We start from the raw sequence: 12,300 nt of genomic DNA on the forward strand, positions 1-12,300 counted from the left end.
GCCCGGCCGTCCCCGGCGGGATTTCCGCGATCTTGGACGTGGCGTACTTCACGCAATCACCAGAAACGGAACTAATGGTTTCGTTCGCACGTCCCTTTCTCATGCAGTTGATCGATCCCGTGCGGGAAAGGCAGGCAAGGTCCGAGGATGCGTGAAAGGTCCGATGGCGCAGGTGAGGCGGACGTGCGTACGAAGGGGGAGTCCAGGCGAATCGACCTGAGCGTGCCCCAGGTCGCGGGCAGCGCCCTGGCGGCGGTGGTCGCCGCCAAACTCGCCTCCTCGTTCGGCGTGTACGGCACGATCGTCGGTGCCGGTCTGATCAGTGTCGTCGCCACCTGCGGGGGCTCGGTCCTCCAGCACTTCTTCAAGCGCACCGGCGAACAGCTCCGGGTGAAGCGCACCGTCGGCGCCGTGCCGACCGGCGGGGAACCGGCGTCGGCTCCCGGCGAGTTCACCGAAGGCACCGTCTACCGCGCGCGGACCACGGGCTGGAAGCGCCCGGTGGTCGCGGCGGCCCTCGTCTTCGGCGTCACCATGGCCGGGATCACCGCGTACGAGGTCGCCTCCGGCCAGAACCTGAGCGGCGGCCGCAGCACCACTGTCGGCAGCGCCTTCACGGGTCACGACAAGTCCGCGGCGGACTCGGGGGAGTCGGGGGAGTCGGGCGACTCCGGCGGCTCAGGGGGTTCCGAAGACGTGCGGGACGGCCAGGACCCGGGTGGTTCCGGTGACGCGGGGGACTCCGGCTCCGGTGACCAGGCCCCGGCCTCCACCCCCTCCCAGGCCCCGGACGGCACCGGCGACGGTACGTCGTCCGACGGAGGTGCCGCGCAGGACGGCGGTACGGCGTCCAGCCCGGCGCCCACCCCGGACGCCACCGGTGACGAGGACTCCGGCGACGACGGGACCCCCGACCCGGACGCCTCGGCTACGGCCCCAGAACCCGGCGCAAGTAGTCGTTCAGGAACAAACGATCCGGGTCGAGACGGTCCCGCAGCGCCGTGAACTCGCCGAAGCGCGGATACACCCGGGAGAAGTACTCGGCGTCCCGGGTGTGGATCTTTCCCCAGTGCGGCCGGCCCTCGTGCGCCGTGAAGATGCGCTCGGCGGCGGTGAAGTACGCCTGGTAGGGCGCTCCCCGGAACATGTGCACCGCGATGTACGCGCTGTCGCGCCCCGAGGCGGTGGACAGCGTGATGTCGTCGGCCGGGGCCGTGCGCACCTCGACCGGGAAGCTGATCCGCAGCCGTGACCGGTCGACCATCGCCCTCAGTTCGCGCAGCGTCTCGACGACGGCCTCGCGCGGGACGGCGTACTCCATCTCCACGAACCGCACCCGGCGCGGAGATGTGAAGACCTTGTAGGGCGTGTCCGTGTACGTACGCGCGGAGAGTGCCTTGCTGGAGATCCGGGCGATCGCCGGGATGGTGGCGGGCGCGGCGCGGCCGACCCAGTTGGCCGCCTGGAAGACACCGTTGGAGAGGAACTCGTCGTCCAGCCAGCCCTGGAACCGCCCCACCGGCTGCTCCGGACCCGCGCTGCGGTTGTTGCGCTTGGTGTTGGTGCTGCCGGTGTGCGGGAACCAGTAGAACTCGAAGTGCTCGTTCTCGGACCACAGTTCGTCGAAGTCGGCGAGGACCCGCTCGAACGGCATCGGCTCCTCGCGGGCCGTGAGGAGGAAGGCCGGCTCCACGGCGAAGGTGATCGCGGTGACGACGCCCAGGGCGCCCAGGCCGATCCGGGCGGCGGCGAAGACCTCGGGGTTCTCCCGCTCGGAACAGGTCAGCACCGCCCCGTCCGCCGTGACCAGTTCCAGGCCCCGGATCTGGGCGGCGATCGAGGCCGAGTCGCGGCCCGTGCCGTGGGTGCCGGTACTGGTGGCCCCGGAGACGGTCTGCTCCATGATGTCGCCCATGTTCGTCAGCGACAGACCCTCCCGCGCGAGGGCCATGTTGAGCCTCTTGAGCGGAGTGCCCGCCTCGACCGTGACGGTCATGGCGGCACGATCAATGCTGCGGATACCCGTCAACAGTTGAGGGCGGATCAACACACCGTCCGTCGCGGCTATGGACGTGAAGGAGTGGCCGGTGCCGACCGCCTTGACCCGCAACCCGTCCTCGGCGGCCTTGCGCACGGCGCCGGCCAGTTCCTCGACGGAGGCGGGAGCGACCTCCCGCGCGGGGCGCGCGGAGACGTTGCCGCCCCAGTTACGCCATGTGCCGTTCCGGCCGTTCGTCCTGCCGCTCGCCGTGCGTGTGCTGCTCAACGGTCCCTCCCCGACGCGGTTCCGGCCGCTTGAGCCGGCGGTACCCGAGGAAACCGACCGCGACCGCGACGGCCCCGGCCACCGCCGGAACCCCGTACCCCGCGCGCGCCCCGGAGGCGTCGATCACCCAGCCGCCCGCGGAGGAGCCGAGCGCGACCCCGACCGCGAGTCCGGTACTCACCCAGGTCATGCCCTCGGTGAGCTGCGTGCGTGGTACGTGCTCTTCGATGAGGGACATCGTCGTGATCATCGTGGGAGCGATGGACAGACCCGCAACGAACAGCGCCGCGGCCAGAAACAGCAGGTTTCCGACCAGTAGGAGGGGGATCATACTCACGGCCATCGCACACACGCCCAGGAGCCAGCGACGTTCGGGCGGCCCGGCGAACCGCAGCAGCCCGAAAATCATGGCCGCCGTGCACGATCCCGCCGCGTACAGGGCGAGTACGAGGCTGGCGGCGGCCTTGTGTCCCTCCTCCTCGGCGAACGCGACGGTGACGACGTCGATGGCCCCGAAGATCGTGCCCGTGGCGGCGAAGGTCCCGACCAGCACCTGAAGCCCCCGGGAGCTCAGCGCGGTGCCGCCGCCCATGTGCTCGCGCGGGTGCGGTTCCGGCTCGGTGGCGCGCTGCGAGGTCAGCCAGAAGACGCCCGTCGCCAGGAAGCAGGCGGCGAGCAGTGGTCCGGCCTCCGGGAACCAGGCCGTGGACAGGCCGATGGAGATGATCGGCCCGAAGATGAAACAGACCTCGTCCACCACGGACTCGAAGGAGTACGCGGTGTGCAGTCGCGGCGTCCCCCGGTACAGGGCCGCCCAGCGGGCCCGGACCATCGCGCCGAGGCTCGGCACGCAGCCGATGCCGACGCAGGCCACGAACAGCACCCAGTCCGGCCACCCGTAGTGCGCCGCGGGCAGCAGCACCGCGGCCGCGGTGAGCGACACCAGGGTCGCCGGGCGCAGCACCCGCCGCTGCCCGTACCGGTCCACCAGGCGGGAGACCTGCGGTCCGGCCACGGCGGCGGCGAGCGCGATGGTGGCCGACAGCGCCCCGGCCAGTCCGTACCGCCCGGTGAGCTGCGAGATCATCGTCACCACGCCGATGCCCATCATCGACAGCGGCATCCGGCCGAGGAAGCCCGCGGCGGAGAAGGCCCTGGTGCCGGGGGAGGCGAACAGCGCGCGGTAGGGGCTGGGCAACGAGGTCTCCGGGAACGGCTCAGTGACGGCTCAGTGGTGGCTCAGTAAGGTGCGAATGCAGCTGATACAGCTTACTCGTCGGCAGCCCCGGAAACACCCCCGCGGAGCTGGTGAAACGCACGGTCGGTACCCCGCCGTTTCCCCGCTGTCAGTGCCGGGTGGCAGGATCGAGACATGCCAGACGTGCTCGATGCAAGCCCCTACGACGCCCTGCTCCTGCTCTCGTTCGGCGGCCCGGAGGGCCCGGACGACGTCGTCCCGTTCCTGGAGAACGTGACTCGTGGGCGAGGCATCCCCAAGGAACGCCTGAAGGAAGTCGGACAGCACTACTTCCTCTTCGGCGGGGTCAGCCCCATCAACGACCAGAACCGCGCCCTGCTGGACGCCCTGCGCAAGGACTTCGCCGAGCACGGCCTGGACCTGCCGGTCTACTGGGGCAACCGCAACTGGGCGCCGTACCTGACGGACACCCTGCGCGAGATGGTCCGCGACGGCCGCCGCCGCATCCTGGTCCTGGCCACCAGCGCCTACGCCTCGTACTCGGGCTGCCGCCAGTACCGCGAGAACCTCGCGGACGCGCTCGCCGCCCTGGAGGCCGAGGGGATGGAGCCGCCGAGGACCGACAAGCTCCGGCACTACTTCAACCACCCCGGCTTCGTCGAGCCCATGGTCGACGGGCTCGTGGAGTCCCTCGGAGAACTGCCCGAGGAGGTCAGGGACGGCGCGCACATCGCGTTCTCGACCCACTCGATCCCCACCTCCGCCGCGGACACCTCCGGTCCGGTCGAAGGGCACGGCGACGGCGGGGCGTACGTGCGCCAGCACCTGGACGTCGCGCGGGTGATCGCCGACGCCGTCCGCGAGCGCACCGGTGTCGACCACCCCTGGCAGCTCGTCTACCAGTCGCGCTCGGGCGCCCCGCACATCCCGTGGCTGGAGCCCGACATCTGCGACCACCTGGAGGAGCGTCACGCGGCAGGCGTCCCCGCCGTGGTGATGGCCCCCATCGGATTCGTCTCGGACCACATGGAGGTCATGTACGACCTCGACACGGAGGCCACCGCCAAGGCCGGGGAGCTGGGGCTGCCGGTGCGCCGCTCGGCCACGGTGGGCGCCGATCCGCGGTTCGCCGCCGCGGTCCGCGACCTCGTCCTCGAGCGGGCCGCCGACGAGCGCGGGCAGGAGGTCACCCCGTGTGCCCTCGGTGCCCTGGGCGCGAGCCACAACCTGTGCCCGGTCGGCTGCTGCCCCGCCCGTGCCGCACGCCCCGCCGCCGCGGGCGCCGACAGTCCCTACGCGTGAAGGGCCCCGTGACCGACGTGACGACCGATCCGCTCCATGCCGACCTGCTGAAGATCGCCCAGGAGGCCGCCCACCGCGCGGGCGAGCTGCTGCGGGACGGCCGCCCGGCCGACCTCGCGGTCGCCGCCACCAAGTCCAGCCCCATCGACGTGGTCACCGAGATGGACATCGCGGCGGAGAAGCTGATCACCGGGCTGATCGCCGACCGCCGCCCCGACGACGGCTTCCTCGGCGAGGAGGGCTCCGCCACGGAGGGGACGAGCGGCATCCGCTGGGTCATCGACCCGCTCGACGGCACGGTCAACTACCTCTACGGGCTGCCCACCTGGGCGGTCTCCATCGCCGCCGAGCAGGACGGCGAGCGGGTGGCCGGAGCTGTCGTGGCCCCCATGCGGGGCGAGTCCTACCACGCGCTGCTGGGCGGGGGCGCCTGGGCGACGGGAGCCTGGGAGGGCGAACGCCGGCTGTCCTGCCGGTCCGCCGCGCCGCTGGACCAGGCGTTGGTCTCCACCGGGTTCAACTACGTCGCCGACGTCCGCGCGGAGCAGGCCGAGATCGCGCGGCGGCTCATTCCGCTGGTGCGGGACATCCGGCGCGGCGGCTCGGCCGCGATCGACCTGTGCGACGTGGCCGCGGGACGCCTCGACGGCTACTACGAGCGGGGCCTACACCCCTGGGACCTCGCGGCGGGCGACCTGATCGCCCGGGAGGCGGGCGCGGTGACCGGTGGACGCCCCGGTGAGCGCCCCACCGGCACTCTGACGATCGCCGCCACCCCGGCCGTCTTCGAGCCCCTCCAGCGACTCCTGACGGACTTCGGCGCGTAGGCCTTCGGCGGTGTGTCGGCGGACGGTGCCTGTCGGGGCGGGGGAGTGCGGTCGGCAGCGTGCCCGCGCAGTATCCGCCGGCACAGCGGATCGCCCGGCGCGGCGGCCGGCGTCCCGTGCGGGGCGACCGTGAGCGCTGGTCCTCGGCTGTGGCAGCAGCCGTGCCCGATGTCGCGCGGCAGCGGCCTGCCGTGGCGTGGCCCCGGGTGACAGCGTCCGCTGGAGGGCGTCCGGGCGGTGAGGCCTGCGCGGTGGCCCGGGCGGTGGGACCGGTGCTGACGTGGCGGAGGTGTCCGGCCCGGGTACGGGGGCCCGGCCGTCGAACGGCGGGCACCGGCCGCTCCGGCCGTGCTCGGCTGCCGGTGGACGTCGAGCAGGACCGGCGGGTTCGAGCCCGCGAGTGGCGGCCTTTCCGGGTTCCGATGCCGGGCGCGGCAGACCGGCCCGTGCCCAGGCGCCGACGTCTGGAGGGGGCGCGGCCCCCTACGCGCCCGTGCGGCCGGATCGGTGTGCAAGGCGCCGAGCCGGGCTCCGGCCTCCGCGTGGTCAGGATCCGTACGTCGGCCCTGCCGGGCAGGACGACTGCGCATGCGGCCGGATCGTTGCTCCGCACAACCGGACCGGGCCGGCCCTCTCGCGAGGCCGGTTCGGCGACCGGGCCGTGCCCGACGGTCGCGAGCGCCCTCTCGCGAACGCCCTTCACGATGCACCGCCCGCACCTCGTGACCCATCGGTACGAGCCCGGGCCACCTCGGTGAGCACCCCGCGCGGCCGCTCGCCGCCGGGCGCCCACGCGCACGGCGAAGCCCCGGCGCTGGATGTCGCCGGGGCCTCGGTCGTTCACGGGCCGATCAGGCGTTGGTCGCGCTGACCTCCACACCGTGCTCGGCAGCGAGACGGCGCAGATCGTCGAGCTCGCCCAGCTCCACCTCGACAAGGAACTCGTCGCCCTCGTCGCGGGCCCGGGACAGGTCGGACTCGGTCGTCTTTATGCGCTGCAGAAGTCCTGCGGTGAAAGCGTCCATGCTGCGCCCCCTCGTCCTGGGTCGTGGGTCGTTGGCACGGGGGTGTGCCGTTCGGAAGGGGCGATCACGTCTCCGGTGGAGTGCCCAGCGCTGCCCGGCCGGGCGGCGACGGTGCCGGACACCCACGCCCGCTCTGCGGAAGCGGACCGCGGCGTACCGCGCGGTAACGCGGTACAGGCAGAGCGTGATCGCGGGGTGTAAAGCCGTCCTCCCCCAGCTCCCCTTCGCGGAAACCTCAACCGCGGGAGAAAATCTCGCATTCCCGCTCCGGCGACCTTCTTCGGCACCGGTCCCTCACCCGTCTTACAGCCGACTTATGGCCGAAAAGGGCAGGATGGAGGCAACACACCCACCAGGCCCCTGCCCTCGTGCGCCCGAGAAGCGCTACGCGGGTGGACACAGGAAGGACAAGCGACGTGCGCGTACTCGTCGTCGAGGACGAGCAACTGCTCGCCGATGCGGTGGCCACCGGACTGCGCCGGGAGGCCATGGCCGTCGACGTCGTGTACGACGGTGCGGCAGCCCTGGAGCGCATCGGCGTCAACGACTACGACGTGGTCGTCCTGGACCGCGACCTCCCCCTCGTGCACGGCGACGACGTGTGCCGCAAGATCGTCGAGCTGGGCATGCCCACCCGCGTGCTCATGCTCACGGCGTCCGGCGACGTCAGCGACCGGGTCGAGGGCCTGGAGATCGGCGCCGACGACTACCTGCCCAAGCCCTTCGCGTTCAGCGAGCTGATCGCCCGGGTGCGTGCCCTGGGCCGGCGTACCAGCGTGCCCCTGCCGCCCGTCCTGGAACGCGCCGGGATCAAGCTCGACCCGAACCGCCGGGAGGTCTTCCGCGACGGCAAGGAGGTGCAGCTCGCCCCCAAGGAGTTCGCCGTCCTCGAGGTCCTGATGCGCAGCGAGGGCGCCGTGGTCTCCGCGGAGCAGCTGCTGGAGAAGGCCTGGGACGAGAACACGGACCCGTTCACCAACGTCGTGCGCGTGACCGTCATGACCCTGCGCCGCAAGCTGGGCGAGCCGCCCGTCATCGTCACCGTCCCCGGCTCCGGCTACCGGATCTGACCGGCCGTGGCGACGACACCCGCGCCCCCCGGGGCGCCTCCGAAGCCCACCTGGGACCCCCGGTCGGTCACCCCCCTGCCGTGGCTGCGTCCCACCATCCGGATACGGCTCACGCTGCTGTACGGCGGCATGTTCCTGATCGCCGGCATCCTGCTGCTGTCGATCATCTACCTGCTCGCCGCCCAGGCGGTGCGCACCGGCAACGAACCGCTGTACAAGATCGTCGACTTCGCCGACCTCAAGGTCTCCAGCAGCGACTGCCCGGTGGTCGACAACGGCAACCTGTCGCTGTCCGCGTTCAACGCCGCGATCAGTGACTGCATAGACCACCAGCGCAAGGTCGCCCTGGACAACCTGCTCAGCCGCTCGCTGCTGGCGCTGCTCGGCCTTGCCGTGATCGCCTTCGCCTTCGGCTACGCCATGGCCGGCCGCGTCCTGTCGCCGCTGGGCCGGATCACCCGCACCGCGCGCGCGGTGGCGGGCTCCGACCTCTCCCGCCGGATCGAGCTGGACGGCCCGGACGACGAGCTGAAGGAGCTGGCCGACACCTTCGACGACATGCTGGAGCGGCTGCAGCGCGCCTTCACCGCCCAGCAGCGTTTCGTCGGCAACGCCTCCCACGAGCTGCGCACCCCGCTGGCGATCAACCGCACGCTCCTGGAAGTGCACCTGTCCGACCCGAACGCCCCGGTGGAGCTCCAGCAGCTGGGCAAGACGCTGCTGGCCACCAACGAACGCAGTGAGCAGCTCGTCGAGGGCCTGCTGCTGCTCGCCCGCAGCGACAACCAGATCGTCGAGCGCAAACCGGTGGACCTCGCCGAGGTGGCCGGCCAGGCCATCGACCAGGCGCACGGCGAGGCGGACGGCAAGGGCGTGGAGATCCGCGGCACACGCGAGGCCGCGGTCGTCCAGGGCAACGGCGTCCTGCTGGAGCGCATCGCCCTGAACCTCGTCCAGAACGCCGTGCGCTACAACGTGGCCGAGCAGGGCTGGGTGGAGGTCACCACGGCGCTGGAGAGCGGCCAGGCGGTCCTGGTGGTCACCAACACCGGCCCGGTCGTGCCGGCGTACGAGGTCGACAACCTCTTCGAGCCGTTCCGGCGCCTGCGCACCGAGCGCACGGGCAGCGACAAGGGCGTGGGGCTCGGGCTGTCCATCGCGCGGTCCGTGGCCCGGGCGCACGGCGGGCACATCTACGCCCAGCCGCGCGAGGGCGGAGGGCTCGTGATGCGGGTGACGCTGCCCGTCTGAGATCTGAGATCATGACCCCCGACATCTCACCGAGACCCGAGGATGTTCGCTTTGAGCGGAATTTCCAGGCCAGTGGCCGGGGAGTCGCGTGTGTGATCGATCACAGCGAGGACTTTCCCGCCATCTACTCTCCGTGATCATGCACCCTGGCGGAAAGCCGGGAAAATCCCGGTTTTCAGGGGCCCTGATCACGGGAAGTACACGGTGAGACGCCTTTGAAGTGCGGCATTCGGACCGTGTACGGTCCCCATCGCCATCCAAGCCGATCACTCATGAGGGGTCCGGTTGGGTGTCGATTGAGTAACAGACCTTGATGTGAGGCAAAATCTCCGCCTCAGGTCGGGCACAAGTCCGGCCTCTCACGCGTTACGTGCGCTGAAGACACCGCAGACACCCAGAGGGGGAGAGCGACCATGGCAACCGATTACGACACTCCACGCAAGACCGACGACGACGTCGACTCGGACAGCCTCGAAGAGCTGAAGGCCAGGCGGAACGACAAGTCCGCCTCGGCCGTCGACGTCGACGAGTTCGAGGCCGCGGAAGGCCTCGAACTTCCCGGCGCCGACCTCTCGAACGAGGAACTGGCCGTCCGTGTACTGCCGAAGCAGCAGGACGAGTTCACCTGCATGAGCTGCTTCCTGGTCCACCACCGCAGCCAGCTGGCCCGCGAGAAGAACGGCCAGCCGATCTGCCGCGACTGCGACTGAGGCGGGGTCGGCCGTGACTGGCTCGACCCCTCCCTGGAAGCGCCGTTTCTCCCGACGAGGAGCGGACCAAGGGCCGTCCGACGGTCCGTACAGCGCGCGTGACGACGAGCGGGGCCCGACCGATACGGAGAGGGCCCCGCTCGAACCAGTGGTCGACCGGACTGACCTCCCGGCGACCGTTCAGACGCCGGCGCCCGCTGCCCGGCGCAGGGCAGCGGCGTTCCGGGAAAAGGCCGGGCAGGGCGTCCGCAACGGCGGTGCCCGCGCCAGGGCGGCCCTGGCGCACCTCGCCGACCGCATCATCGACCTGGCCCCGCGCGTGCCCGTACGGGACCTGGAGACGCTGCGCAGACAGTTCCCCGGCCTGGGACCGGAGGAGCTGGCCGACCGGCTCGTGGCCGGCGCGGCCAAGGGCACGGCGACCGTGGGAGCGGGTGTCGGAGCGGCGGCGATGCTGCCCGTACCGCCCGCGATGCCCACCGAACTGGCCGCCGAGATCACCGGTGTCGCGGCGATCGAGCTCAAGATGATCGCCGAACTCCACGAGGTCTACGGCGTACGTCCGCCCGGCACCCTCGCGCAGCGCAGCACCGCGTACCTGAACTCCTGGTCCGACGAACGCGGCGTCGACGTGTCCAAGCCGTCGACCCTCGGCTCGGCGATGAACAGTCACATGAAACGCCAGCTCCGCCAGCAGATCATGAAGCGGATGGTGCGCGACTTGCCGAACCTGATGCCTTTCATGGTCGGCGCGGCCGTCGGCGCCGTCATGAACCGCCGCGACACCAGGAAGCTGGCCGCCAGAATCCGTGCGGACCTGCGCAAGAACCAGGTCGCCTGGAGCGCCCTCGACGACCTTCCGGCCCTGGAACAGCCGCAGAACGCCCTGGACATGGGCGACCTCGCCAAGGGCCTCGGACCCGGCCACGCGGGCCGTGACGACGAGCCCGGCAAGGGCGGTCGCTGACTCCCCCGCCCCCGCGCTCGTGATCGGTACGGCTACGCCGCGGCCTTCGCCGCCGTCAGGGCCTCGATCAGCCGCTCCGGCTCGCGCGTCGACAGATACAGATACGGAGTCGGGTCCTCCGGATCCGTGACCATCACGCGCACCGCCCTCGGGATGTAGGCGCGCAGCAGCAGGAACGCCCGGGTGTCGGCCTTGTACGTGCGCCAGGCACGGGCCTCCTCCGGATCGAGGATCTCCGCCTCGCCCAACGCCGAGACCGGCACCCTCGCCTCGCCCGCGATCAGCGCGTCGCCCACGACACGGATGCGGACCGCGCCGTACGAACTGGCCGCCACCGCCGCCACCGCCGTCCCGCCCGCCAGGCCGCCCAGCATCGGCAGCGTGCCGAAGGGCAGCAGGATCAGCGCGAACGCGAGACCCACCAGGAAGGAGACCAGCCACCAGGAGCGGGGCGCGGTGAGGCGTTCTTCGTACGGGGTGGTGGAGAGCTGCATGAACCAAGCTTGGCACGGTGGCGGCGTTCGGCCGACGCGCGGGTAAGGTCTGCGCCTGTGAGTGGTACTTCCCCAGGTCTTCAGCCTCCCGCCGACGCCGTGAAACCCGTCCGGCACCCCGACGCACCCGCCCCCGGCGAGCTGCTCGGCGCCCACTACGGCCAGTGCTTCGGCTGCGGCGGCGACCAGCCCCACGGACTGCACCTCCAGGCGCGGGCGGGTGAAGGCGTGTCGATCACCGCCGAGTTCACCGTGCGGCCCGCCCACCAGGGCGCCCCCGGCCTCGCACACGGCGGCGTGCTGGCCACCGCCCTGGACGAGACGCTGGGCTCGCTGAACTGGCTGCTGCGCACGATCGCGGTGACCGGACGGCTCGAGACCGACTTCAGGCGGCCGGTGCCCGTCGACACGACGTTGTACCTGGAGGCCGAGGTCACCGCCGTGGCCGGCCGGAAGATCTACTCCACCGCCACCGGCCGGATCGGCGGCCCCGACGGCCCCGTGGCCGTCCGCGCCGACGCCCTCTTCGTCGAGGTCAAGGTCGAGCACTTCGTCCAGAACGGCCGCGAGGCGGAGATCCGCGCCGCCATGGACGACCCCGACCAGCTCCGCCGCGCCCGCGCCTTCGAGGTGAACCCGTGAGCCACGCCGGCCTCGAGGTGCTGATCCGCCGCGTCGACCCCGACGTACCGCTTCCGACGTACGCCCAGCCCGGCGACGCGGGGGCCGATCTGCGCACCACCGTCGACTGCGAGCTGGCGCCCGGCGAACGTGCCGTACTGCCCACCGGCGTGTCTGTGGCGCTCCCGGAGGGGTACGCGGGGTTCGTGCACCCACGTTCCGGACTGGCCGCCCGTTGCGGCGTCGCCCTGGTGAATGCTCCGGGGACGATTGATGCCGGGTACCGTGGGGAGATCAAGGTGATCGTGGTGAATCTCGACCCGCGCGAGACGGTGCGGTTCGAGCGCTTCGACCGGATTGCCCAACTGGTCGTCCAGCAGGTCGAGAGGGTCCGCTTCCGTCAGGTCGCGGAGCTTCCCGGCTCGGCGCGGGCCGAGGGGGGCTTCGGGTCCACCGGCGGCCACGCCGGGTTGGACCGTGCAAGCGGCACAAGCGGTCAGGTCGCCGAGGGCGGCCCGACGGGTGGGAATCGATACGCTTCGGTCGTATCCGACCGGGAAGGACAGTGA

General features: G+C 71.5%; 13 protein-coding genes. 9 read left to right on the forward strand and 4 right to left on the reverse strand.

From position 1 onward, the window contains the following. The first annotated feature begins 147 nt into the window (after positions 1–147). On the forward strand, positions 148–1,005 hold the full coding sequence (locus ACGH7X_RS29085) for a hypothetical protein (RefSeq protein WP_399890198.1): 858 nt from the start codon (positions 148–150) through the stop codon (positions 1,003–1,005). On the opposite strand, the gene ACGH7X_RS29090 is transcribed toward ACGH7X_RS29085, so the two are convergent. Then, on the reverse strand, positions 929–2,266 hold the full coding sequence (locus ACGH7X_RS29090; protein WP_399890201.1) for a D-arabinono-1,4-lactone oxidase: 1,338 nt from the start codon (positions 2,264–2,266) through the stop codon (positions 929–931). The two genes, ACGH7X_RS29085 and ACGH7X_RS29090, sit on opposite strands and share 77 nt — an antisense overlap. Beyond that, positions 2,208–3,464: an MFS transporter gene (locus tag ACGH7X_RS29095; RefSeq protein ID WP_399890204.1), complete on the reverse strand. Its 1,257-nt coding sequence runs from the start codon at positions 3,462–3,464 to the stop codon at positions 2,208–2,210. Before ACGH7X_RS29095 ends, ACGH7X_RS29090 begins: the two co-directional genes overlap by 59 nt. 174 nt (positions 3,465–3,638) lie before the next feature. On the opposite strand from ACGH7X_RS29095, the gene ACGH7X_RS29100 reads away from it, so the two are divergent. Further along, positions 3,639–4,766 (forward strand): ferrochelatase, encoded by a 1,128-nt coding sequence (locus ACGH7X_RS29100; RefSeq protein ID WP_399890207.1) that lies wholly within the window; start codon positions 3,639–3,641, stop codon positions 4,764–4,766. Positions 4,767–4,774: 8 nt separating this feature from the next. Beyond that, positions 4,775–5,593, forward strand: a complete 819-nt coding sequence (locus tag ACGH7X_RS29105) for an inositol monophosphatase family protein (RefSeq protein ID WP_399890209.1) — start codon at positions 4,775–4,777, stop codon at positions 5,591–5,593. An 851-nt stretch (positions 5,594–6,444) separates the two neighbouring features. On the opposite strand, the gene ACGH7X_RS29110 is transcribed toward ACGH7X_RS29105, so the two are convergent. Further along, the gene (locus ACGH7X_RS29110; protein WP_007387792.1) at positions 6,445–6,618 is read right to left on the reverse strand and encodes a hypothetical protein; all 174 of its coding nucleotides are present in this window, start codon (positions 6,616–6,618) and stop codon (positions 6,445–6,447) included. 416 nt (positions 6,619–7,034) lie between these two features. Between ACGH7X_RS29110 and ACGH7X_RS29115 the strand changes: the two genes are divergently transcribed. The 4 genes from ACGH7X_RS29115 to ACGH7X_RS29130 all read left to right on the forward strand — a co-directional run bounded on the left by ACGH7X_RS29115 (position 7,035) and on the right by ACGH7X_RS29130 (position 10,616). Next, the gene (locus ACGH7X_RS29115) at positions 7,035–7,688 is read left to right on the forward strand and encodes a response regulator transcription factor (protein WP_003993508.1); all 654 of its coding nucleotides are present in this window, start codon (positions 7,035–7,037) and stop codon (positions 7,686–7,688) included. A gap of 6 nt (positions 7,689–7,694) precedes the next feature. Then, positions 7,695–8,939, forward strand: a complete 1,245-nt coding sequence (locus ACGH7X_RS29120) for a sensor histidine kinase (RefSeq protein ID WP_399890212.1) — start codon at positions 7,695–7,697, stop codon at positions 8,937–8,939. Between the two features lie 413 nt (positions 8,940–9,352). Continuing rightward, a complete protein-coding gene (locus ACGH7X_RS29125; protein WP_003993510.1) occupies positions 9,353–9,649 on the forward strand; it encodes a DUF4193 domain-containing protein in 297 nt (98 codons plus the stop codon). Positions 9,650–9,662: 13 nt separating this feature from the next. After that, positions 9,663–10,616 carry a hypothetical protein gene (locus tag ACGH7X_RS29130; protein WP_399890215.1) on the forward strand — a complete coding sequence of 318 codons (954 nt, stop codon included), beginning with the start codon at positions 9,663–9,665 and terminating at the stop codon, positions 10,614–10,616. A 32-nt stretch (positions 10,617–10,648) separates the two neighbouring features. On the opposite strand, the gene ACGH7X_RS29135 is transcribed toward ACGH7X_RS29130, so the two are convergent. Further along, positions 10,649–11,110 (reverse strand): DUF3093 domain-containing protein, encoded by a 462-nt coding sequence (locus tag ACGH7X_RS29135; RefSeq protein WP_399890217.1) that lies wholly within the window; start codon positions 11,108–11,110, stop codon positions 10,649–10,651. 57 nt (positions 11,111–11,167) lie between these two features. On the opposite strand from ACGH7X_RS29135, the gene ACGH7X_RS29140 reads away from it, so the two are divergent. Further along, positions 11,168–11,752 (forward strand): PaaI family thioesterase, encoded by a 585-nt coding sequence (locus tag ACGH7X_RS29140; RefSeq protein ID WP_399890220.1) that lies wholly within the window; start codon positions 11,168–11,170, stop codon positions 11,750–11,752. Next, positions 11,749–12,300, forward strand: a complete 552-nt coding sequence (dut, locus tag ACGH7X_RS29145) for a dUTP diphosphatase (RefSeq protein WP_399890223.1) — start codon at positions 11,749–11,751, stop codon at positions 12,298–12,300. Before ACGH7X_RS29140 ends, dut begins: the two co-directional genes overlap by 4 nt.

Source organism: Streptomyces sp. BBFR51 (assembly GCF_044591655.1).
GTDB lineage: Bacteria > Actinomycetota > Actinomycetes > Streptomycetales > Streptomycetaceae > Streptomyces.